The organism is Desulfitobacterium dehalogenans ATCC 51507, from assembly GCF_000243155.2.
Classification (GTDB): domain Bacteria; phylum Bacillota; class Desulfitobacteriia; order Desulfitobacteriales; family Desulfitobacteriaceae; genus Desulfitobacterium; species Desulfitobacterium dehalogenans.
In genome coordinates, this window is the sequence record NC_018017.1 from 379,558 (window position 1) to 402,803 (window position 23,246).

22 protein-coding genes are annotated in these 23,246 nt (G+C 45.8%); 17 read left to right on the forward strand and 5 right to left on the reverse strand.

Annotated elements, in window-relative coordinates:
* Positions 1-60 precede the first annotated feature (60 nt).
* From DESDE_RS01780 to DESDE_RS01790, 3 genes are all read left to right on the forward strand, one after another.
* The gene (locus DESDE_RS01780) at positions 61-1,935 is read left to right on the forward strand and encodes a TRAP transporter large permease (RefSeq protein WP_014792332.1); all 1,875 of its coding nucleotides are present in this window, start codon (positions 61-63) and stop codon (positions 1,933-1,935) included.
* Between the two features lie 132 nt (positions 1,936-2,067).
* Complete coding sequence (locus DESDE_RS01785; RefSeq protein ID WP_014792333.1) at positions 2,068-3,471, forward strand: sodium:proton antiporter; 1,404 nt, start codon at positions 2,068-2,070, stop codon at positions 3,469-3,471.
* Positions 3,472-3,552: 81 nt separating this feature from the next.
* Positions 3,553-4,809 carry a DNA polymerase Y family protein gene (locus DESDE_RS01790; protein ID WP_014792334.1) on the forward strand — a complete coding sequence of 419 codons (1,257 nt, stop codon included), beginning with the start codon at positions 3,553-3,555 and terminating at the stop codon, positions 4,807-4,809.
* 21 nt (positions 4,810-4,830) lie between these two features.
* Here the strand turns inward: DESDE_RS01790 and DESDE_RS01795 are convergent, their stop codons facing one another.
* Positions 4,831-5,868 (reverse strand): hypothetical protein, encoded by a 1,038-nt coding sequence (locus tag DESDE_RS01795; protein WP_014792335.1) that lies wholly within the window; start codon positions 5,866-5,868, stop codon positions 4,831-4,833.
* Between the two features lie 184 nt (positions 5,869-6,052).
* Here DESDE_RS01795 and DESDE_RS01800 point away from each other — a divergent pair, with 184 nt between their 5' ends.
* The 11 genes from DESDE_RS01800 (at position 6,053) to DESDE_RS01845 (ending at position 14,860) form a co-directional block, all read left to right on the forward strand.
* Positions 6,053-6,586 carry a nitroreductase family protein gene (locus DESDE_RS01800; RefSeq protein ID WP_014792336.1) on the forward strand — a complete coding sequence of 178 codons (534 nt, stop codon included), beginning with the start codon at positions 6,053-6,055 and terminating at the stop codon, positions 6,584-6,586.
* A 12-nt stretch (positions 6,587-6,598) separates the two neighbouring features.
* The gene (locus tag DESDE_RS01805) at positions 6,599-7,327 is read left to right on the forward strand and encodes a M48 family metallopeptidase (RefSeq protein ID WP_014792337.1); all 729 of its coding nucleotides are present in this window, start codon (positions 6,599-6,601) and stop codon (positions 7,325-7,327) included.
* A gap of 344 nt (positions 7,328-7,671) precedes the next feature.
* Positions 7,672-8,553, forward strand: a complete 882-nt coding sequence (locus tag DESDE_RS01810) for an efflux RND transporter periplasmic adaptor subunit (RefSeq protein WP_014792338.1) — start codon at positions 7,672-7,674, stop codon at positions 8,551-8,553.
* The gene (locus DESDE_RS01815; protein ID WP_014792339.1) at positions 8,553-9,233 is read left to right on the forward strand and encodes an ABC transporter ATP-binding protein; all 681 of its coding nucleotides are present in this window, start codon (positions 8,553-8,555) and stop codon (positions 9,231-9,233) included. The genes DESDE_RS01810 and DESDE_RS01815 overlap by 1 nt, the downstream gene beginning before the upstream one ends.
* 3 nt (positions 9,234-9,236) lie before the next feature.
* Positions 9,237-10,409: an ABC transporter permease gene (locus DESDE_RS01820; protein WP_014792340.1), complete on the forward strand. Its 1,173-nt coding sequence runs from the start codon at positions 9,237-9,239 to the stop codon at positions 10,407-10,409.
* Positions 10,410-10,476: 67 nt separating this feature from the next.
* Positions 10,477-11,148, forward strand: coding sequence for a response regulator transcription factor (locus DESDE_RS01825; protein WP_014792341.1), 672 nt, complete (start codon positions 10,477-10,479; stop codon positions 11,146-11,148).
* A complete protein-coding gene (locus DESDE_RS01830) occupies positions 11,148-12,218 on the forward strand; it encodes a sensor histidine kinase (RefSeq protein WP_014792342.1) in 1,071 nt (356 codons plus the stop codon). Before DESDE_RS01825 ends, DESDE_RS01830 begins: the two co-directional genes overlap by 1 nt.
* A gap of 143 nt (positions 12,219-12,361) precedes the next feature.
* Positions 12,362-13,153, forward strand: coding sequence for an alpha/beta hydrolase (locus tag DESDE_RS01835; protein WP_085938408.1), 792 nt, complete (start codon positions 12,362-12,364; stop codon positions 13,151-13,153).
* A 38-nt stretch (positions 13,154-13,191) separates the two neighbouring features.
* Entirely contained in the window at positions 13,192-13,323 is a 132-nt protein-coding gene (locus DESDE_RS22655; protein WP_282433505.1) for a hypothetical protein, read from the forward strand.
* Positions 13,324-13,532: 209 nt separating this feature from the next.
* Complete coding sequence (locus DESDE_RS01840) at positions 13,533-14,309, forward strand: YdcF family protein (RefSeq protein ID WP_014792344.1); 777 nt, start codon at positions 13,533-13,535, stop codon at positions 14,307-14,309.
* 29 nt (positions 14,310-14,338) lie between these two features.
* On the forward strand, positions 14,339-14,860 hold the full coding sequence (locus tag DESDE_RS01845; protein ID WP_014792345.1) for a WapI family immunity protein: 522 nt from the start codon (positions 14,339-14,341) through the stop codon (positions 14,858-14,860).
* 12 nt (positions 14,861-14,872) lie between these two features.
* Here the strand turns inward: DESDE_RS01845 and DESDE_RS01850 are convergent, their stop codons facing one another.
* A complete protein-coding gene (locus DESDE_RS01850) occupies positions 14,873-17,035 on the reverse strand; it encodes a transglycosylase domain-containing protein (protein ID WP_014792346.1) in 2,163 nt (720 codons plus the stop codon).
* Positions 17,036-17,447: 412 nt separating this feature from the next.
* Between DESDE_RS01850 and panB the strand changes: the two genes are divergently transcribed.
* Complete coding sequence (gene panB, locus DESDE_RS01855) at positions 17,448-18,284, forward strand: 3-methyl-2-oxobutanoate hydroxymethyltransferase (RefSeq protein ID WP_014792347.1); 837 nt, start codon at positions 17,448-17,450, stop codon at positions 18,282-18,284.
* A 134-nt stretch (positions 18,285-18,418) separates the two neighbouring features.
* Here panB and DESDE_RS01860 read toward each other — a convergent pair whose 3' ends face one another.
* Entirely contained in the window at positions 18,419-19,018 is a 600-nt protein-coding gene (locus DESDE_RS01860; protein WP_014792348.1) for an NUDIX hydrolase, read from the reverse strand.
* Between the two features lie 63 nt (positions 19,019-19,081).
* Positions 19,082-20,305 (reverse strand): MDR family MFS transporter, encoded by a 1,224-nt coding sequence (locus DESDE_RS01865; protein WP_014792349.1) that lies wholly within the window; start codon positions 20,303-20,305, stop codon positions 19,082-19,084.
* A 266-nt stretch (positions 20,306-20,571) separates the two neighbouring features.
* Between DESDE_RS01865 and rbr the strand changes: the two genes are divergently transcribed.
* Positions 20,572-21,156, forward strand: a complete 585-nt coding sequence (rbr, locus tag DESDE_RS01870) for a rubrerythrin (protein WP_014792350.1) — start codon at positions 20,572-20,574, stop codon at positions 21,154-21,156.
* 77 nt (positions 21,157-21,233) lie between these two features.
* On the opposite strand, the gene DESDE_RS01875 is transcribed toward rbr, so the two are convergent.
* A complete protein-coding gene (locus DESDE_RS01875; protein ID WP_014792351.1) occupies positions 21,234-22,538 on the reverse strand; it encodes an MFS transporter in 1,305 nt (434 codons plus the stop codon).
* Between the two features lie 190 nt (positions 22,539-22,728).
* Here DESDE_RS01875 and DESDE_RS01880 point away from each other — a divergent pair, with 190 nt between their 5' ends.
* Positions 22,729-23,157, forward strand: coding sequence for a universal stress protein (locus DESDE_RS01880; protein WP_014792352.1), 429 nt, complete (start codon positions 22,729-22,731; stop codon positions 23,155-23,157).
* Positions 23,158-23,246: the final 89 nt, after the last annotated feature.

The window sequence follows — 23,246 nt, forward strand, 5'->3', positions numbered from 1 at the left end:
GACAGGGGGGGAGGGGGGTAACTCCTGCTCCCTCTGTCCAAATAGGACAGGAGGTTAGTTATGATAGATATTTCAAAAAAACCAGAAGCTTCTTGGAAAAAATGGCTTAAATGGATCGATGACTATTTTGAAGTACCATTTCTTGTGATCGGCATGCTGGCTATTATTGTTTTGATTACTTATCAAACCATCTATCGTTATATCGTCTCTAATATCACCGGCGGTACAGCAATTGTTGGATTAGAAGAAGCATCACGCTTTATCTTCATATGGATATCCTATTTAGCGATTCCATTGGCTATCAAACAGCGAAATAATATCAGGGTTGATATTCTCTATGATCGCCTTTCCGATAGGTGGCAAAAAATGAGTTGGATCGTTGTCGATGGCTGCATTCTTATATTAACAGCAGTAATCTTTTTTATGGGAATAGATCATTTGCAAATGATGTTAAAGTATCCTCAGATTTCTCCGGCATTGAATATACCCTTTTTTATTCCCTACTTAATTTTACCCATTGGCTTTGGCTTAATGTCGATTCGATGTCTCCAGGACTTGGTTAAGCAAATCCTGGAGAGCGGTCTAAAAGATACTCTGATCGGAGTTTTGATAGTAGCTGTAATTTTTTCTCCGCTTTTTTTGGATTTCGATATCCCAGCCATGGCTTGGCTTTTCGGATACTTTGTGCTTTTTGTTTTTATTGGTGTACCCATTGCCATGTCCCTAGGTCTTTCCGCTTTAGCCACTATTCTCTGTGCCCATACTATGCCGATAGAGTATATATCACAAATTTGCTTTACTTCCATCGATAGCTTTCCCATTATGGCTATCCCGTTTTTTGTAGCCGCAGGTGTCTTTATGGGTGAAGGAGGATTATCCAAACGGCTCTTGGGTTTGGCTGATGAACTCTTAGGCTCCTTTACCGGCGGCTTGGCCTTGGCTACGGTTGCCACCTGTATGTTTTTTGCTGCCATAAGCGGCTCAGGACCGGCTACTGTAGCTGCCATTGGTTCTTTAACCATTCCGGCAATGGTTGAAAGGGGGTATTCCCGAGGATTTTCTGCGGCACTTGTTGCAGCTGCCGGATCCATCGGGGTTATGATTCCTCCGAGCAATCCCTTTGTCGTTTATGGCGTTTCAGCTCAAGTCTCGATTGGTAAGCTCTTTATGGGTGGTATTGTTCCTGGCTTAATCGTTGGATTCGCTTTGATGGGCGTCAGTTATTATTATGCCAAAAAGAACAACTGGAAAGGTGAAGCTCGAAAACGCACCTTTCGAAGTGTTGGTAAGGCCTTTTGGGAGGCCAAATGGGCCTTGATGGTTCCGATTATTATTCTGGGTGGTATTTATTCCGGGTACATGACACCTACTGAATCTGCGGCTGTAGCGGCGTTCTATGGTCTGATCGTAGGCGTTTTTATCCACAAAGGCATTACCAGAAAAAATTTCGTGTATTGCTTTACGGAATCCTGCAGTACCTCTGCTATCATTATTGTTTTGATGGCGATGGCCACCATCTTTGGTAACATCTTGACGATTGAACAAATTCCGACTAGGATCGCTACCTGGATGTTGGCGATAACCGACAGTAAATACCTTATTTTGTTAATTGTTACCATATTATTGCTCTTCGTTGGCACATTCATGGAAGCTTTAGCGGCCATTGTTATTCTCACGCCAATTCTGCTTCCCATTGCCACTAAGGTTGGTATCGATCCGATTCACTTTGGGATCATCATGGTTGTCAACCTGGCTATTGGATTTATAACGCCACCCGTAGGAGTCAACTTGTTTGTCTCAAGTGGTATAGCGAAACTAAAGATCGAAGAGATTGCCAAAGCGGTTGTTCCCTTCCTCTTGGCCATGATTGCCGTCTTGTTGTTGATTACTTATGTGCCTTCCATTTCGATGTTCCTTACTCAATTTGTGAGGTAATACATTAACCAGTAAACCTTATGCCCTTCTATGGTGAGATATTCTTGACCATGGGAGGGTATTTTTAAGGTATTAATATATTAAGTTTTTAAAAACGCGGTTTTGCCTGCTGGAAAATTTAAGGAGGAAAAAATGGAACATTCTTTAGGTACTTTATTGCCATTGTATTCAGTCATTCCTTTTGTAGGTATGTTGTTGTCCATTGCACTGGGGCCTGTTCTGTTTCCAAAATTTTGGCATCATCATTTTGGTAAGGTATCAGCTGCCTGGGCAGCACTGCTTGCTGTTCCACTGATCGTAGCTTATGGAAAACAAGGTGTTGATGAGCTGCTCCATTTACTCATCGCGGATTACATTCCCTTTATCGTTCTTATCGGGTCCTTATTTACAGTCGGTGGTGGAATCTTAGTTCGTACATCCTTAAAGGGGACAACTTGGGTCAATGCAGGTTTCCTGACGATCGGGGCTATTATCGCTTCATGGATGGGGACTACAGGAGCGGCTATGTTATTAATCCGTCCATTCCTGCGTGTGAATAAGGATCGTAAGTATAAGGCCTTTATGGTAGTATTCTTTATTTTTATGGTTGCCAATGTGGGAGGAGCATTGACCCCATTAGGGGATCCACCGCTTTTCTTGGGCTTTTTGCATGGAGTACCTTTCTTTTGGACCTTACGCCTTATTACACCCATGGCTGTAGTGCTGGCCGGGCTCCTACTAATTTATATTGTTTTCGATAAGTACTTTCTGGCTAAGGAACAAAAAGAAGGCAATTTAGCCTTTGCTTCATCTTCTTGCAATGGGGTTGCAGCCAAAGATAACTCCAGTGGAGATTCAACGTTGGGAAAAAGATTGGAAGTTTTAGGCGTTCAAAACTTTATTCTGTTAGCCGCAATTATTGGTGTGATTCTATTTAGCGGTTATGTTAAGATGAGCGAAGTATCTATTCTGGGGGTTCATCTTGGCTGGCAGGATGTTATCCGTAATCTGGTACTTGTAGCTATTGTGGTTATCTCCATGAAAATCACACCCAAGGCAGTTCGTGAGGAAAACGAATACTCCTGGGGGCCAATTTTGGAGATCATTTATCTCTTCTTCGGAATCTTTGTAACCATGGCTCCTGCTTTAGCGATATTGAAGGCTGGTGAGTCCGGAGCTTTGTCTTTTATTACTGCAGCAGTAAAAGAGCCGGTTCAATACTTCTGGATTACCGGAGCATTGTCCAGCTTCCTTGACAATGCCCCAACGTACCTAACCTTCTTTAGTACTGCTTTAGGTCAATTCTATCCAGGTATGGCTGAAGCCCCTGCAGTGGCTCAGTTCTTAGTCGACCAGCCCTTATACCTTCTGGCAATTTCTGCTGGATCGGTGTTCTTTGGAGCGGTTACCTATATCGGCAATGCCCCTAACTTTATGGTTCGCTCCATTGCTGAAGAATCCGGAGTAAAAATGCCTAGCTTTTTCGGCTATATGGCGTATAGCTTCTGCATTCTCCTTCCCCTCTTTGGGATAGTCACCTGGCTTTTCTTTCTTTAAGATTTAGAGGGTCGGTGTATCATCATTTTCACCGCCCCTGTGGTATAATTTGTTATATAGGATAGACGGGAAGGATCCATGATGCTGGAACATAAATCCAAGGACTTTGATATCGTTCTCTTCGATGCTAACAGCTATTACGCCAGCTGCCATCAGGCAGTGAATCCTGAGCTCAAAGGAAAGCCTCTGCTGGTGGCCGGGGATCCCAGGAACCGGACGGGGATTGTCCTTACGGCCAGTTACGAGGCGCGGCTCTGTGGGATTAAGACAGCCATGCCTTTATTTCAGGCTTTAAAGCTTTGTCCGGAAGCGGTGGTGTTATCTCCGGATTTTCGGCTCTATCTTGATCTTAGCGAAAAAATGTGGCGGATCGTTGAGCGCTACACAGACGAAAATCATATCGAAAGGGTCTCTGTGGATGAGTGCTTTGCGAATTTTCGAGGCTCCCACCTTCTTTTTGGCAGTACGGAAGAGATAGCCCGTCGGGTACAAAAAGAGATTCTTGAAGAGTTAGGTCTGGGGATATCGGTAGGGATTAGCTATTGCAAAATTCTTGCTAAGCTGGCCAGTGATTATCAGCGAGATCAAAAGACCAGGATAAAGCTTCCCCGCAGCTTTACCATTATCGCTCCGGGTGATCTGGAGAGTAAGGTATGGCCTTTAGGGGTAGGGGAGCTGTCCGGGATCGGCAGGCAGATGGAAAAACAGCTGGAGGGTATGGGGATCCGAACCATTGGGGATTTGGCTCACGTTTCTCCTCAAGTTCTCCGGAAGCGTTTTGGCATTTATGGAACCAAACTGCATGAATGGGCTAATGGGTGTGATGATCGGCCTGTGACACCGGAAGATCATGTTAAGGATCATTCCATTGGGCGGTCCATCACTTTGCCCCAAGACATAAAAGACCCGGAGCAGGGGGCAGAGGTCCTGCTTTTTCTGGCCGATAGTGTGGGAAGAAAAATTCGCCAGGAGGAGACCAAGGCTCAGACCCTTACGGTACAGGTCAAGGATGCAGAATTTAAGACCCGGACCTATTCCACTACCCTTTTTGAACCCACGGATATTACTGATGTGATCTATCAAGAGAGTCTTAAGCTCTTTGAAAAATGGCCTCTAGGCAAACCCATCCGCTTGCTGGGTATAACTGCCAGCCGTCTGCAAAAGGGCATAGAGCAGCTCAGCCTGTTTCAAGAAGAGGTTCAAGAACAGACTGAGCTGGATCGAACGGTGGATGAGATTCGCAATAAATATGGATCTGAGATCCTTATGCGCGGAACCCAATATCTTTCTTTAAGCAGAAAGCTAGCGGTCAGAAGTTCGAAAGATAAACAGAGATAAGGATATAGATATATGTGAAGCTTAGATGGTCAAATCCACATGCTGAAGAGTTCCCACAGTACCGTTTTCATTCAAGTAAATGCCGGTCTTTCTGATCTCCCCCAGGGATTGATTGCTGGAATCTTTCAGACCGAAGTTGGTGGCTACGTTACCTAGATAGATGGCTCCTATTCCTTTTTCACCCAGGGCGAAGAGTACATCTTCTCCCTTTTCGTTTTTGGTCCAGATGCGGAGCTTATCATAGATAGGGTCGTTTTCATCGATCCAACCATTGTTATCACTGTCATAGACGGCTAAATCAGCAAAGCCGTCTCCGCTTTTCGTCCCGAAGAGCTCGCTGCCGTCGTTGATGATGCCGTCCTGATTTTTATCCAGAGCGATAAACCCACTTCCTGGGGCCAGGAAGGAGATGAGCTCGGTATTGCCGTCAGAGTCAATGTCAAAGACGTATTTTTGCTCTGTTAACTGGGCGGAGCTGACCCCCAGGTTAATCACCAGAGGATCGATGGTCACAGCACCTCCGGCCCGGAAGCTGATGTTGTTTTGATAAGCAAAGCTGCGGCTCATATTCAACTGAAGTTGCAGATTGATGGTCTTGCCGTCCGTAGTGGTCACCTGGCCTTGGGCGGAAAAGGACATGGACTGCTCTTCGGTATACTCTTCCCTGGATTCGAAGATGATGCCCCAGTTTTGATTGGGAATTCGGTTGGGGGAAAAGGGAAGATTGCCCGGATCATTGAGGACGAGCTTTTTGGGCACCAAGAAGTGCATCTTCTTGCCGGTGATGGCTTCAAGCATGATTAGGAGCAGGTCCAGCTTGCGCCTGTCCTCTTCACTCATGTCCAAGCTGATCTCTTGGGATCGATGGACATTGGAAGCAGGACTTTGCAGGCCTTTAAGCGAATCAGATAAATCAAGAATGTCTGCATTCTCCAGGCTAAGGGTCGGCTTTCCGGCGACATCTTTGCCCAGCCAGCCCTGCAGGGTGACATCCTTTTTGTAACTCTCAGAATACTTGGATTCCCCTGCCATGACGATGGACGAGTTTTGAATTTTCATAGGGCGACCTCCTTGTCTTTAATTTCATCCTTAAAAAACCCTTATCTATGTTATCGGAATATTACCGGCAATACTTGACAGTATTTAGGAGGGGTTTATAAAATTTAGAAGTAAATGACAATGGAGAAGGATTCAAGGTAATAATAAAGAATAAATGGTATACAATGGAAGAGGAGGAATAGATATGAACTTTCTTGAACTGGCTCAAAAAAGAAGAAGTCTGCGGAGTTATCTCCCGAACCCGGTAGAGCAGGAGAAGCTGGAGTATGTCTTGGAATGCGCCCGTTTGGCTCCCTCCTGGAAAAATCTCCAGTGCTGGCGTTTTATCGTGGTAGAGGATGAGGCCTCACGGCAAGAGCTGACCACGGCCTATGCAGAGACCAACCCCGGACGCAAAGCGTTGCTCCAGGCCCCTCTTATTGTGGTGCTCTGCGGGGTGCCATCGGAGTCCGAGGTCTGGGAAGGCAAGGACTATATGATGCTGGATGCGGGATTGGCCATGGAACATTTGATCCTGGCGGCTGCCGAGCAGGGGCTGGGAACCTGTTGGCAGGGTCTGTTCTCTGAAGATAAGGTGCGGGAGATCCTAAAGGTTCCCGAAAATGTCCGCGTCTTAGCTATGACTCCCTTGGGTTACCCGGCGGAGGAAAGAAATCCAAGACCTCGCAAAGACATGTCGCAGATCGTATTTAAGGGGACCTGGGGAGAAAATAATTAGGAGCAGGATAATATGCCTTCGTCTTTGAAGCTGGGAAAAACGATTATTCCTTATGAAGAAAGAAAAAGCCCTCGGACTAAGCGGATTTCTATACGCATTACGCCGGAAAAGGTCAGAGTATCTGCTCCCGTACGTACCTCCAAGGGTGAAATTCAGGCCTTCATTGAGAAGAATCAGGAGTGGATCTTGGAGAATTGGCTCAAGCTTCAAGAAACGGCGGTCAAGCCCCTGCGGGTGTATGAGACGGGTGAAAAGGTTTCCTATCTGGGGAAAGAGCTGAACCTGGAGATCATGGATACACCTCATAAAATGATCAGTGCCTTTTACAGAAAGGACCTTGAAACCTTAGAGATCAAGATGCCTCAGGAACTTCAGGGAGAGCAGCGGCAAGAGGCTGTTCGGGAGATTCTTGAGAAGTGGTATAAACAGAAGGCCCGGGCGGTGTATCTCCAGAAGCTCAATTTCTGGAGCTGCCAAATGGGAGTAACCTATAACCAGTTCCGCTTAAAAGAGCAAAAAACCCGCTGGGGGAGCTGCTCCAGTCTGGGCAATATCAATCTGAACTGGCGGGCTATCATGGCTCCGGAGCCGGTGCTGGATTATCTGGTGATTCATGAGCTTTCCCATCTTCTCTATCTGAATCATTCACCGGATTTTTGGGAGAATGTAGCCCGTTATTGTCCGGAGCATGCTGTTCATCGCCGATGGCTGCGGGAAAAGGGCCATAGTCTGGTTATTTAATCCCAAAGTGACAGGAGAGGGCATCAGCAAGGAAGTGCGGACTTGAATCGATCAGTTGGGTGAATATAGTGACTATATACCGACTGCTGTAGCATTTGAGCCCCAGTATATCGGCGTCGCAAGGGACGAACTGAAAAAATATGGATCAGAATATACATAGAGTTTATGGATACCATCTGTTGTTTTTTAACTTCAGGTGGTTTTTATTTTTGGTTACCAACTGGAATTATTGACGCTTTGTAGCTGTAGAGAGAAATATTGCTAAATCCTAGTTCATGATGAATTCATAAAACAAAGCTAAGATTAGTTTCGAATTTAAAAATTAAATTGGAGGTCATTAATTAATGAGCAAAAAAAGAAACACTAAGTTCAAATGGATAGTAACCGGTATGATAGCTGTGGTTATCGTTGGAGTAGCAATGACCGCTTTAATGAAACCTGCCCCCTTAGCCTATGAAAGTGTGGTTGCTAAAACTGGGGACATCACCACCTATTACTCTTTTTCCGGGAATGTGGAAACAAAAGACCGTCAGACTGTGACTGCTGATAAGATGATGCAAGTCTCGGAAATCAAAGTAAAAGAAGGAGATTTGGTTGAAGAGGGAACCGTCTTAATCAAAACCACATCAGGAGAGGAAATTAAAGCCAAAATCCGCGGTGAAGTTGCTCATCTTAATGTGGATGAGAAGGCCCAGGTTATGGCAGGTACCCAATTATTAGAAGTAGTCGATTATGATAACCTTGAAATTCAGGTTAAGGTCGATGAATACGACATTGCCTCCTTAGACAAAGGTAAAGAAGCATCCATCAAAATCGGGGCAATAAACAAAGAAATCAAAGGAAAGATCCGCTCCATTTCAAAAGAGGGACAGATTATCAATGGAGTAACTTTCTTCACAGCAACCATCGATCTTGAAAAAGCTGAAAATATTCGTATCGGCATGTCGGCAGAGGTGAAGGTGGTAAGTAATGAAGTTAAGGGTGTCATTACCTTGCCCATGACGGCGATTCAATTTGATGAGAATAACAAGCCCTACGTTTTTAAAAATGGGGAAAAGGATACTGTGGTAAAGGCTGATATAGAGACAGGAATCAATGATGGCACAACGGTCGAAGTCAAAAGCGGTGTTGTCAGTGAAGAAAAGATTCTTTATAAAAAAGCTGCTGCCACGCTAGGGACGGATTTCTCCAGAGGAGGGATGAATAGACCTGGAGGTGAGGAGTAATGGCTGAAGTTCTTAAGATGCAAAATATTTTCAAAAAATACATTATGGGTGAGGAAGAGCTGGAGGTCTTGCATAACGTTAATTTAGCGGTGAACTCGGGTGAGTTTCTATCGATACTTGGTCCGTCAGGTTCCGGTAAATCGACGATGATGAATATCATTGGCTGTCTGGATGTACCGACAGCTGGGGAATATCTGCTTTCTGGCCATAATATTGATGATCTGGATGAAACCGAACTGGCCGCCATAAGAAATAAGGAAATTGGCTTTGTCTTCCAGAATTTTCAGCTTTTGCCGCGCTTAAGTGCACTTCAAAATGTAGAACTGCCCTTAATCTATGCGGGCATCCCAGCCACGGAAAGAAAACAAAGGGCAATGAAAATGCTGGAGCAGGTAGGATTAGCCGATAAAATGAAAAATCTGCCGAATCAGCTCTCAGGGGGTCAGCAGCAAAGGGTTGCTATTGCACGGGCACTGGTTACCGAGCCGACGATTCTCCTGGCGGATGAACCCACAGGCGCCTTAGATCAAAAGACGGGCGCTCAGGTCATGGAGCTTTTCGAAGAGCTTAACCATGAAGGAAGAACCATTATTATGATTACTCACGATATCGGTATTGCTCGTCACGCCCAACGAGTTGTCAATATTTTGGATGGTTATTTAACTGAACAGGAGGTGTAATAGGTGCTGCTTGAAAGTATAAAAATGTCTTATGAAAACATTGTTAGAAATAAACTACGTTCCTTTTTAACAATGCTGGGAATCGTCATCGGAGTGGCATCGATTATCGCCTTGATTACTATTGTTCAGGGGGCAACCAACAGTATCAGCAATCAGGTTACGGAGCTTGGCGCAAATAAAATCATAGTCAATGTCATGGGAACTCCGCTGAAACAGGGGCTTAATGATGAAGATCTAAGGAACATTTCTCAAGTCGAAAATATAAGTGGTGTATCCCCAACGATTTCGGGAAAGACTGGAATTATCACCGACGGCAAGGTCCTTGAGAACGTAACCGTTCAGGGTAAAAATGAGGTTTACTTTCAAACGGATTCCAGCTTGCTGCAAAGTGGAAGGCCCATCAATGTTTTGGACTTAGCGAGCAAAAACCAAGTTGCGATTATTGGCAGTGATATTGTCAATGAGCTCTATTACGGGGTGGACCCTATCGGTAAAGAGCTGGTTGTGAACGGGACAACCTATTCTGTAATTGGCACCCTTAAGGCCTCGAGCGGATTTAGTATGGGTTCCAATAATGACTCGGTGGTCATCCCCTATACAACGGCTTTGCGTAGTTTAGGGGTAAAGAATATTTCCAGTTTAGATGTATTTCTGGAGGATGCGACCCTGGCTGACGATACGGTAACGGAAATCAAAGGGGTACTCCATCCGGCTTTTAACTATAAGGATGATGCTTACACTATTTTCAATATGGGAGATATGATTGAATCCTTTGAAACGATGATGTCCATGATGTCGATGCTCCTTGCCGGAATTGCGGGGATATCCCTGGTGGTGGGCGGTATTGGCATTATGAATATGATGCTGGTATCCATCACTGAGCGAACGATGGAAATTGGTTTGCGCAAAGCTTTAGGAGCCACACCAAACAGAATTCAGCTGCAATTTGTGATCGAGTCAATATTCCTGTCCATCGTCGGTGGCGTTATAGGATTAGTGCTGGGAGCTCTTATTGCTTACGGTGCATCCCTATTGATTGGAACAGAATTCGCTATTTCGATCGCAACGATTGCGCTTGCGGTAGGGTTCTCTGGTGTAGTGGGAATTGTCTTTGGATATGCTCCGGCAAGGAAAGCAAGTCGACTGAATCCGATTGATGCTCTGCGAAGCTTATAAGAATAAGGTTTTTTACTCATAAATTTTAGCCCCTAATGGTTTTTAGGGGTTAAGAAAGGATGTAGATATGGTCAATATATTAGTCGTTGATGATAACGAGAGTATCCGAAGGCTCATGAAAACCTATTTGATTCGTGATGGCTACAATGTGTTTATTGCTGCCGATGGATTAGAAGCTTTGGACTTATTGGCTCAAGAGCATATTGATCTTATCATTTTAGATATCATGATGCCCCATATGGATGGTTATACCTTGGCCAAGGAACTGAGAGCATTGCAGTATAACCTACCGCTGCTCATGATTACGGCTAAAGAAACCATCGAAGATAAGAAAAAAGGTTTCGCAGTGGGAACCGATGACTATATGGTCAAACCTATTGATTTTGATGAAATGCTGCTTCGGGTAGCGGCTTTGCTTCGTCGGGCCAAAATTTCCAATGAGAATAAAATTGTGATCGGCGACATCACCCTTGATTATGAGACATTAACAGTAACGACGAAGACAGAAACCATTATGCTTCCCCAAAAGGAGTTTTACTTATTATTTAAACTACTGAGTTATTCTAAAAGAATCTTTACACGGCAGGAGTTAATGGATGAAATATGGGGGTTTGATAGCGATACCGATGAACGAACAGTTGATGTTCATATTAAAAGGCTTCGGGAGAAGTTCGATAAATATGAAGAGTTCAAAATCATCACGGTGAGGGGACTGGGCTATAAGGTGGAAAAGTTTTAATGAAAAAACGTTTCTATTTAAAATCGATTTACACGAAATTTGCACTTATATTCTTGGGAATTTGGTGGTTCTTAAATTCCCTAACCTTTTGGATTGTCATGGGAATCATGAGAAATAGTGCTTTTACGGAATTGGCTATAGATCGCATGGAGTTTTTCGCAGAATTTCAGAGGATACGGTTTGCCACCGGGTTAACTTTTCAAATTAGTGCAGTGACCGGCACAATCATTATTTTATTAGCGGTAAGAAGAATCGTAAAACCAATTCAGCTTATTTCCGAAGCCTCTAAAGAGGTGGCCAAGGGTAACTTTAATACCCAAGTGAATATAAAACGTAACGATGAAATTGGGCGATTAGCTGCGGATTTTAATCTAATGGCCAAGGAACTTAGGAGCATCGACACGATTCATAAGGATTTCGTCTCTAATGTTTCCCATGAATTTAAAACACCCATTACTTCGATCAAGGGGTTCGCTAAACTCATTCAAGAAGGGCAATTATCCGAGGAGCAACTGAAGGAATATAGCGATACTATTGTGAATGAAAGTGAAAGGTTATCCTTGCTGTCTTCCAATTTATTAAGGCTCTCCGAACTTGACGGTAAAAGTATCCGCGAACAAGGGACGAAGTTCGCGTTGGATGAACAATTAAGGAAATCCATTTTGATTCTGGAAGGGGATTGGACAAAGAAAAATATTGATTTTGACATTGACCTGGAAAGGATAACCTACTGGGGAGATGAGCATCTGCTTCAGCAGGTATGGCTTAATCTTATTCAAAATGCCATAAAGTTTTCCCATCAAAATGGGGTTATTCGGGTGAGTCTCCAGAGACAGGATGGCGGCATCCGGGTGGATATCGCGGATCAGGGAAAAGGCATCTCCGCTGCAGATAAGGAGCATATTTTTGACCGTTTTTATAAGGCAGACAAATCCCGCTCCAGAGAAGGAAATGGCTTGGGCCTAGCCATAGTGAAGAGAATCATTGAGCTTTCCGGTGGGAGAGTATCCGTGGAAAGCGAATTGGACGAAGGATCGATATTTACAGTGGAGCTGCCATGTAGGTTATGAGACATGCTATAACCCATATCTAGGATTCGGATAACATGAAATGGTATAATCATAATATAAGCACATCAAAGGAGTGTCACCACTTGGAGCGAGATTATAGCCATATTCAAAATAGAGAAGGAATCAGGATTTATTATCGACAGATGCTCCCCCCAAATCCTAAGGCTGTGGTAGTGATCAGCCATGGCTATGCGGAGCATTCGAGCTTTTATGTTCAGTTTATGGAGTTTTTAGCTGAGCATGGCTATGGAGCTTATGCTTTGGATCATCGGGGCCATGGGCGTTCAGAGGCTGAACGAGGTCATTTGGACCAGTTTGAGGTGTTCTTAGAGGATCTGGATGTCTTCGTGGATTATGTTCAGGGGCTTCATCCCACACTCCCTCTTTTTATGTTTGGTCATAGTATGGGAGGCTTAATCAGTTTTAACTACGGAATTCTCCACCCAGAAAAATTACAGGGACAGGTTTTCAGCGGAGCCGCCTTGGATAGGCCTGCGGGGACGGAAACTATTCCCGCCTTTCTCTTCAAATTTTTGAATGTAGTGCTCAAGTGGTTCAAGATCCGTCCTAAATTGAGCGGCAAGACAACCCGGAATATGGAGGTGCGCAAAATTTCCGATGGGGATCCTTTAGTTTTGAAGTATGCAACCCTTGGTTTTTTCTATCAGTTTGCCTGCCGAGGGGTGGCCTTTGCACAGGAAAAAGCCGACCATTACCGGTTGCCCTGCCTCATGCTCCACGGAACCGATGATCAGATCGTTTCCTATAAGGTCTCCCAAAGGATATTCCCTAGGATTTCCTCCCGGGATAAGACCCTCAAGCTTTATGAGGGGCTTTATCATGAACTGATCCATGAGCCGGAGCGGGAAGAAGTCCTGGCGGATATCGTGGGCTGGTTGGATCAGAGGGTGAATAGTGGGGGAGAAGTCGGTTAATAATGAAGAAGAAGTCTTTGTCAATGAGGTGAAATGCTTTGAAGAAAGAGGCAGCGGCAGAGGTTAATTTGCCACCAAAGAGACAGCCCAATCAAAGAACTAAGGATCAAGAGCTTGAGACCGGTTCTCCCGAAGATAAAAGCCCTGACGATATGGAGATATATGAGTAAAAGATAAAAGAGATACAGTATACTACAAAATATCACTGAGTTTTTAAACAAACAGCAGATTTTTTACAGTCTGCTGTTTTTATATTTAATATTTGTTTGAAAATCTGGAAAAATAGCAGGAATATGCCTGAGGATGGCATAATTATAACATGAATATTAAATAATAAATTCACAAGTTTAGAGATTGGTAAAGGGTTAGAGGTGTAAATATGGTGAAGAGAAGCTGGGGTTCCCGGATCTGCATCATGGTAGGGATCGTCGGGATTCTCGATACAATCATCGTGACTGCTCTTAAGGGAGGGGTCAATCTGGGGACCATCCTACCCGCGGGGGCGGGAGGTTTGTTCTTGCTATGGGGATTATGGGGTAATGAGTTTAAAAAAAGACTTTTAAAAGAGCGGTATCCATGGTTGCGCAAGCTAATCCGTTGGGGAATAGTCCTGTTGCTTGGCTCCTTTTTCATGATTGAGGGGCTACTGCTTTGGAATACAGAGGATACCATACCCGAGCATGGAGAAGTTTTGATCATCCTGGGAGCGGGTCTGAATGGGGACCAACTTTCCTGGACACTTTGGGAAAGGGTGAATAAGGGGGTAGAGATTTTAGAAGAAAATCCTCAGATGAAGGTCGTGGTTTCCGGCGGACAAGGACCGGGAGAATGGGTTCCAGAGGCTGAAGCTATGGCTCAATACTTGATGGGACAGGGAATTGCCCCGGAACGAATACTAAAAGAAACTCGTTCCACCAGTACGATGGAGAATTTCCGGTTTTCCCGTTTTGTACTTGATCAGGTAGAGGGCTTCGATCCAGCTGAACCGGTACTGGTGATCACCAGTGACTTTCATATGTTTCGTTCCAAAATTTTAGCCGGGCGCAATGGGCTGAATCCTGTGGGGGTACCTTGCTCTACCCCTTGGTATATCAGACCCAATGCTTATCTTCGCGAGTATTTTGCTGTGGTGAAGTCCATTCTCTTTGACTGGTAAAGACGTTTTGAAGAAGGAGGATTAGCACTATGCTCAAAGGGAGTTATGGAGACGAATTCTCATTAAGAATTGTGGGGTATGAGTTTCCTGATATGGATAATGATTTGGGATTTGACTCTAATTGGCTGATCGTTGAGGTCCATTGTAAACATGGGGAAAAGACCTGGGTTAAAAGAGACCCGAGTCTCTTAACTTGGGAAGTCGGGATTCTGATTAAATGGTTACGGGATATACTTTATAAACAACCGGGGTCTGAGGTGTTGGAATTTATTGAGCCTAACCTTCTCTTTCAGGTTCTTAGAGGAGAAGATGAAGAGATCCAGACTTTGCAAGTTACCTTAGGTCATGAGACCTGCCCTGATTGGGTCCGTACCCGCCGTAAACCTGCTTATTTCTCTATGGATTTCCCTATTAACCCTGAGGATATCGAGACCCTGTGCAAGTCCCTGGAGTCGGATTTGTTGGTCTATCCACGGCGGCTTCAAGGTATCAAAGGCTTGGAACCTTCTCCGCGGGATAGGTTAAGAATCGTCAAGAAAGATAAGGACTGAAATTCCCGGTTTCTACCTCCAGAGCCCTTGAAAAAAGTTATCCCAGATCTCGTTATAGTCATACTCCGGGCTTTGGTTGCCTTGTTTTTTATCCTTGTTTTTATTTTTATTGTTCTGGTTTTTATCCTTGGTGTTTTTCTTATTCTTTTTATCTTTGTCATCATCCCGTCCGTATTCATCATCGTCCCAGCCTTCGGGCCAGATATTCCAATCCTTCACATACCCGGCAGGAACCTCGAAGGGCTTGATGGGGGTGTCTTTGAGGGCCAGGGAAAGGACTTCATGGAAGACGACGGCGGGCCCGGATCCGCCGGAGGTGGTGAGGTAATGCTCCCGGTCTGTTTGGTCATAGCCTATCCAGATGGCGGCGGTCAGCTCAGGTGTGTAGCCTACAAACCAGACATCTTTTTGCCCCTTGCTGATGCCTGCAAACTCTTGTGTAGGAGGCAGCTCCACGGAGCCGGTTTTCCCGGCTACGGGACGACTGCCCAGAGCGGCTTTGGGAGCGGTTCCCTGCTGGACCACGTTTTGGAGAAGAAGAGTCATGGTATAGGCATGATGAGAGTCCGTGACTTGGACACTTTCCGGCTGCATTTGGGCTAAGACATGTCCGTCGGCGGTGGTAATCTTAATGATGGCATGAGCCGTATGCATGAGCCCTTGATTGGCAAAGGCAGTATAGGCCTGGGCTATGTCCAGGGGAGAGACACCTTCTGCAAACCCGCCCAGAGCCAGACTTAGATGGGCATCCTTTTCGGTTAAGGGGATGCCGGCTTTTTGAGCAAAGGCTTTGCCGGCTTCGATGCCGATTTGATCAAATAACCAGACTGCAGGGATGTTCCAGGATTGCTGAATAGCTTCTTCCATGGTCACCCAGCCCCGGGTTTGGCCATCCCAATCCTTCGGGGTATAGCCGTCCAGATTCAGAGGTCCATCATAAAGGAGGGCGTCGGGCCGATAGCCTTTTTCCAAGGCCGGGCCATAGACCATCAAGGGCTTGATGATGGAGCCGGGCTGGCGTTTGAGCTGGGAGGCGCGGTTAAACTGGCGAAAAGCGCTTTCTCCCCGATACCCTACCAGACCTCGGATAGCCCCGGTATGTTGGTCAAGAATGGCGATACCGCTTTGGACCTTCTGATCATCTTTGCCTTGGGGGAAGAATTGATCATCCTTATAGACGGTTTCGGCGGCTTGTTGAACCTTGGCATCCATTTGAGTATAAATCTGCAGACCAAGGGTGAGAATCTGATCTTCGGTAAAGCCGTAACGGTTGATGGCTTCTTCAATGACATAGTCCACATAGGGGGCGTATTTCCCGGATAGATTATCTAAAGGCTTGGTGCGCAGGACGATGGGTGCAGCTGTGGCTTGGGCAGCTTCTTTTGCAGTAATATAGCCCTGGTCGGCCATCATGGAGAGGACCAGGTTCCGGCGCTGGAGGGCCAGCTCCTTATTCTTGAGAGGGGAGTAGATAGTGGGGCCTTTGAGGATTCCGGCGAGAAGAGCGGATTCTTCCAGATTCAGCTCTTCGGTATTTTTGCCAAAATAGTAGTGAGCGGCTTCTTGAAGCCCCCAGTTCCCTTCCCCGAAATAGATATGGTTAAGGTAGGATTCTAGGATCTCATCTTTGGAGAGAGTGGCTTCAATCTTAATGGCATAGCCTGCTTCTTTCAGCTTGCGGCTCAGGGTCTTGTCTGAGGTGAGAAAAAGGTTCTTGGCCAGCTGTTGACTGATGGTGCTGCCCCCTTCGGAGAAATTCTGGGTTTTCAGGTCTTGGACGAGGGCCCGGAGGATGGAGCGGATATCCACGCCCTGGTGTATATAGAAACGTTTATCCTCAGTAGCGATAATGGCCTCCTGAGTATGCTGGGGGACTTGTTCCAGGGTCACAGGTTCAATACGGGAGGAAGAGAGCTGGGAGATTTTGTTGCCTGCCTGATCGTAGATATAAGTGGGCTTGGCCAGGGGACTTTCCAGCTTACTTACATCCAGGGTGGAAATCCAGTAAATACCAGAGCCCAGACCTGTAAGAAGAACGAACAAAAGAAGGATGATCAGGTTGCGCCAAAACTTAGGTTTTTTATAAAAGGATTTCAAATTCAACATACGGAATTTGGATAAGGCTTTGCCAAGTAGGGTTTGGCATTTCCCCAGGATATCCGGGAAATTTTTCATAGAGATTCTTGGCCTCCTTTAATTGTGAATTGTATGCTGCATAGAGTCAAATAATAAATAAACCATCAGTCTTTAGGTGACGGATGGTTTATTTATTATGCTTATTAAGATATACGCAGAGCCTGAAAATTTTAAGGGGGTATTGATTATATAGTTTAGCAGTCAGATGTAGAACCTGAAATTAATCTTTATCACTATAGCCGTGCCGGATAGAATTTGCTATACTTGATGTGGGCAGTATCATTCGAACTGCACCTTTTCATGAGAACCATTCAATTTATACTGCCTGTATCCAATACGGACCGGGACAGAGGGATAAAACAGTGCTGCATTTTTGCGAGTTCCTTCTGACAAGGGGGAACTTTTTTGTTGTTCTGTTTTGTCTTCTCTCCTGAAAAAAGGAGGAAAAATGATGAAAACCACCAAAGACTTCTGGGCAATGAAAAGTGAGGGGAAAAAGATTGTCATGGTTACCGCCTACGATTACCCCTCGGCCAGGCAAGCTGAACAAGCAGAAGCGGACATGATTCTTGTGGGGGATTCTCTGGGCAATGTGGTGCTGGGCTATGACTCTACGGTTTATGTTACCATGGAGGATATGGTCCATCATGCGAAAGCAGCTAAACGTGGGGCTCCGAACACTTTTATCGTGGCGGACATGCCTTTTATGAGCTGCCATCTGTCTGTCAGGGATACTTTGCTCAATGGGGCAAGGCTGATTCAGGAGACGGGGGCCCACGCTGTGAAAGTGGAAGGGGCGGACGAGATGATCCCTCATATTAAAGCCCTTGTTCGCGCAGGGATACCTGTAGTATCGCATCTTGGTCTTACACCCCAAACAGCTGCCCTTCTCGGTGGCTTTAAAGTTCAGGGCAAAGATGCGGAAGCTGCTCAAAAAATGTTGGAGGATGTGAAGGAATGCCAGGATGCTGGAGCCTTTGCCCTGGTCCTGGAATGTATTCCTAAACAGCTTGCCCAGGAGATTTCTACGACCTTGACAATTCCCACCATTGGTATCGGAGCAGGTGTTCATACCGATGGACAAGTTCTCGTGTACCATGACATACTCACTTATGGAGTGAATCGGGCTCCCAAGTTTGTCAAAGCTTATGTCAACGCCGATGAACTCATGATCAAGGGATTGAAAGCCTATGCGGATGAAGTAAGAAGTATGAATTTCCCTGATGATGAGCACAGCTTTACCATGAAAGAAGAGGAATTAAAAACCTTGTATGGAGGTAGGAGCTAAGATTATTTAGGCACACTCACCTTGCCTCTGATGACTTAAAATAATTTAGCAAATAGAAAGCAGCATGGCCATTTTTCGTAATGGCATGCTGCTTTTGTTGCGTATCCTTGGCGATAGTCGGTCTTTAATCTGCCTTAAGCCTGCTCCTTCGATATCTGATACAAAATAGCCTTGTTGCCACCGATCATTTTTACCCCTGTCTGGGGTAGGAAACCCAGAGGTGCAGGGACAAGAAGGGTACTGGAGGCTTTAATCACACTGAGGCTGAGCTGGGCTATGGGGAGATTTTCGCATTCTTCAAGGGTGAAGAAGCCCAGATCGCTTACTTCATTAGGGTCACCTTGCAAAGTACCCCCTAAGTATTCCAGGAGAAAGACAATATAGGAATCATGCTTTTCCCCGGGGCGATCCCGCAAGGCGATGACGGAAAGGGGTCTGGACAGGATGCCGGTTTCTTCCCTGATTTCCCGGGCGACGGCGACGGCGATTTGTTCGTCTTGCTCCACATACCCGCCGGGGATGGTCCAGTTTCCCTTGCCGGGATTATGGGCCCGTTGAACCAGGAGGACTTTTCCCTCATGCCAGACCACTCCCCCTACTCCTAAGGAGAAATTGCCCCAGAAAACAAAGGAACAATCCGGGCAGTGGGGACGGTGTTGACCGGAGAAATCGGCATTTTGGAGGGGTTTCCCGCATTGGGGGCAGAATTTATAGTCAACAATAGGTAGTGGCATAGCATTCATCCTTTGGTGATTTTTCTTTGTACTGGAACCTTAGGAAACCATGAAGAATAGGTTCTATACTGCCTGTTCCTTGACTTCAGTCCCTTGGTTGAAGGTTTTTTCCCGTCGCTGATAGAGATAGAAGGGTAATAGGGCGACGATGACAAAGAAAAGGGACAAAGACCAAGCCATGTTTCCGCCATAATGGTCAAAGGCCCATCCTCCTAGAATAGGGCCAAGAGCTCGGCCGCCGGAGGAAGCTCCCCCTACCACCCCTTGATAGGTGGCTGTTTTCCCTTCCGGAGCGATGAGGGCGGCCGCAGCCGGAACACCGGGCAGAACCAGCATTTCTCCCAAGGTGATGATGATCATCATGATAAAGTAAGAGGGGTAGGGAAAATTGCCCAGAAGAATCAGAAAGCCTAAGGCGTAGAATAGACAGGATACATAGAATTGACGGGAGAGGGTAGGTGCCCAATGGCGGATAATCCAATGGATGACCGGTTGGAAGGCTACGATGATCACGCCGTTCAAGGTCCAGAGAATGCTGTATTGGGGCAAGGAATACCCCAGATTCGTCATGGTTACCGGCAGAACAGTGTTGATCTGGATATAGGCACCCCACATGAGGAAGATAGCAGCACAAAGAGCGATAAGAACAGGAAATCCGCGATCCCGGAAAATGGGCACTTTGACTCGGGATTTGCTCACTGGTTTAGCCTGAATATCTTTTGCGGGTAAGAGGAAAAGCACCATTAAAAGGTAAACGGAAAAGAAGAAACCGTTGAGAAAAAAGACCAATTTAAAGGATAGGGCGGCGATGAATCCGCCTAGAGCTGTTCCCACAGCTACTCCGGCATTGTTGAATACATAGAGCAGGTTAAACCCTCGACGCCCGCCCTCAGGCCATAGAGTAAAGACCAAGGCATTGATGGGGACAAAAATGAAAGCAATGGAAAAACCATAGAAGAGCATGCTGGGGGCGTACACTTCCCAAGCGGGGAAAAAACCGATTAAGATGAGAGGAAGAATCGCTCCGACCAATCCGCAGATCATGACCCTTCGGGAACCAAAACGATCCGCCAGGACACCGCTGATAAATTGCCCTACTAGGGTGGCCAGAGCCTGGAGGGAGATAAGGGCGCCTGCCTCGGTGAGGGAACGGCCCAGGATATTGTGCATAAAGATGCTGTTTAGGGGCCACATAAAGGAACTGCCCACAGAGTGGATAAGTCCTCCGATAACCAGAACCAGGATAGGTCGAGGGATATTGAATTTGTTCAGATACTGCGTATTCATAGTATAACCTCTTATACATCTAAAAATTGGATCAATCATAAAGATAAATAGTCGCCCTAATAACGTATCATCGGGAAGAAAAAATAACAATCCGCTCCCAAGGAAAAATTATCCTGAAATCGGATAATCAATAATTATTTCAAAAAACTTTGTAAAAGAAGGCAGGAAAAGCAATCTTAAATGAAGAATTTAACAAAAGGTGACTCAGTATAGAAAAATCAATACTTGGTATACTACCAAAAGCAAAAATAGGGAGGTTTGTATCAATGGATTTCAAAGATTCAAAGACGTTTCAGAACTTAGTTAATGGATTTGCGGGGGAGTCCCAAGCACGCAATCGTTATACCTTCTACGCTGGTGTTGCAAAGAATGAAGGACACCAAGCTATTCAAAACATTTTCATTTCTACTGCAGACAACGAAAAAGAGCATGCCAAAGTGTTCTATAAGTTCCTGCAAAAATATGCCGGTGATCAAACGGAAGTTTTCCGTGTGGACGCTGATTATCCTCTCAACTATCGGGATACTTTGGCCAACCTAAAGAGCGCCGCAGCTGGCGAAGGGGAAGAAGTAGTCGACTACAATAAATTCGCCGATAGTGCTGACGAAGAAGGCTATGCCGATATCGCTGTGGCTTTCCGCAAAATTGCCACGGTAGAAGCTCATCACCAAGAGCGTTATGCCCGCTTGGCTGCTGAATTGGAAAACGGCACCCTCTACAAAAAAGACGAAAAGATCTCCTGGAAATGTGAGAACTGTGGCTACGTTCATGAAGGCTCCGGAGCTCCTGATCTTTGCCCGGCTTGCCAGCATCCTCAAGGTTATTTCAAGCCCCTGCCGGAAGTATATTAAGGGTGAAGTTCGAGGCGAAACTATAATTTACTCCAGATAGTGATATTGCGAAGAACCCGTAGAGGGTTCTTCGTTTTTTACATTTGAATGGGCTGCTCTTTCATAAGCAGGGCGGCTATAAAACCTAAAGCAGCCATGCTCAAGATCACCCACCAAGCGGCAGTGGGATTGCCGCTGAAATCCAAAATTAAACCAATAGTTAAGCTGGCTATGGCGCTGCCAATGAATTCAGCCATATTGGTAATTGCCGTAGCGATGCCGCTGTAGTTGAGCGGGTTGACAGCGGTGACATTGGAAAAAGCAAGAATATGGGTCATGATGAGAAGCCCGAAGATGAAGAAAAAGGCGGGCCAGAGTTGTACCGCTGGGTGGCCACCGGCAATGATGGTGATGTATATCCACAACAGCAGGTTGAGTCCTGTCCCTGCTAAGAGAGCAGGGCGGATGCCCTTTAATAAACGGACCCATAGGGAGACCAAAGGGGCACCCAGAATAAAGCCAAAGGTGGCAAAGGTCACATAGCCCGCTGCAGTGGCTTTATCGAGAGAGTATATCTGAGTGATCAAGGGAATTCCCCACAGCCCCAGTAAGGTGGTGCTGGATCCGGTAAAGGCGAAGAGGGTGAGGACATTGGGCCAGGTTTTGGGGTTTTTGAGAACGCTGGAGAGGCTTTCCTTTAGGTAGGTCAAGAAAGGGGCGGGCTTTACTTCAGTGGTGGTATGATCTGAGGTTTGGAAATTTTTTCGCCTTAAGCGGCTGATTGGACCTGTTGCGGCTGTCTCCCGAGAGGGGCTGTAAATCCCCGTCCTGGCATCCCGCACTCCCCAGAGTACCAGGAGGGCCAACAAAAGGGAGATTCCTGCCATCCAATAAAAGACATTCCGCCAACCAAAGGTCAAGGAGAGAAAGGTCAGGGGATAGAGGGCCAACAAGGAGCCAAAATTACCAAAGAAGGAAGTCAGACCCGACAGCGCGGAGAAGCGTGAAAGGGGAAACCAGGTGGCTTGAATCTTGAAGATGGAGACGATAATCACCGAGGAGCCGATGCCGACGAGGAAACGGGAGAGATAGGCGGCTTCCAGGGTATGGGCCAATCCGAACAGAATGCTTCCAGCCGCTGTGACCAAGAGCCCGCAGAAATTGATTTTGCGGACCCCGATGCGATCCACCAGGATGCCCACGGGGATTTGCATTAGGGCGTAGGCGTAATAGTTCATGGCAGTCAGGTTTCCCAGAGTCACAGAATTCATGGGAATTTCGCGGGTCAGCTCGTCGGCTACGGAACCAATAGATAAGCGATGAAAAAAGACGGTAATAAAGGCTATGACTAAGATGCTCCAACTGCTCCAGCCATAACGAGATGATTTTACATAGGGCTGCAAAATTTCCCACTTCTTTCTAAGATAGTAAACAAGCTGGCCTGTTGAGCATCATACCTCAGTGCATGTTCTTGTTACATTTTAAAAAATATCTATAAAATACTATTATAAGTTGCTTTTTAAAAAATAACTACTTAAAATTAAAGTAAGAAGAGTCCTTGACGGGAGTCTTTTATGGAAGGAGGCAATTTCTATGTATAAAAAGATTCTTGTTCCAACTGATGCTTCTGAATTCTCTGTGCGGGCCTTTAAGACGGCTGTTGAGCTGGCCAAACTTTTTCAATCAGAAATTGTACTCATTCATGTGACCTATACACCTCAAACTCTTTGGGGCAATACTGTACCATATGGCTATGTTTTTTCCCAAGAAGATGTTGCCAAGAACGGCCAGCTGGCCTTGGACGCGACTATGGCGGAAGGTTCCGCAGAAGGAGTGAAGACCAGAACAGTGCTGGAGATTGGCCATCCGGTCATCAAGATTATCGATCAGATTAAGAAGGATGACATCGATTTGGTGGTCATCGGCAGTCACGGTTATGGACCCATTACAGGATCTGTTCTGGGCAGTGTCAGCCAACGAGTATTGCAAAAGTCACCGGTTCCTGTATTGCTTGTGAAGTAGGCTTGACACTGTCTGTTCGGCAGGTTTTGCACTATGAATTCCAGTGATCCGTATTAATTGGTATAAAGTTCTTAGAAAAAATAGGTCTT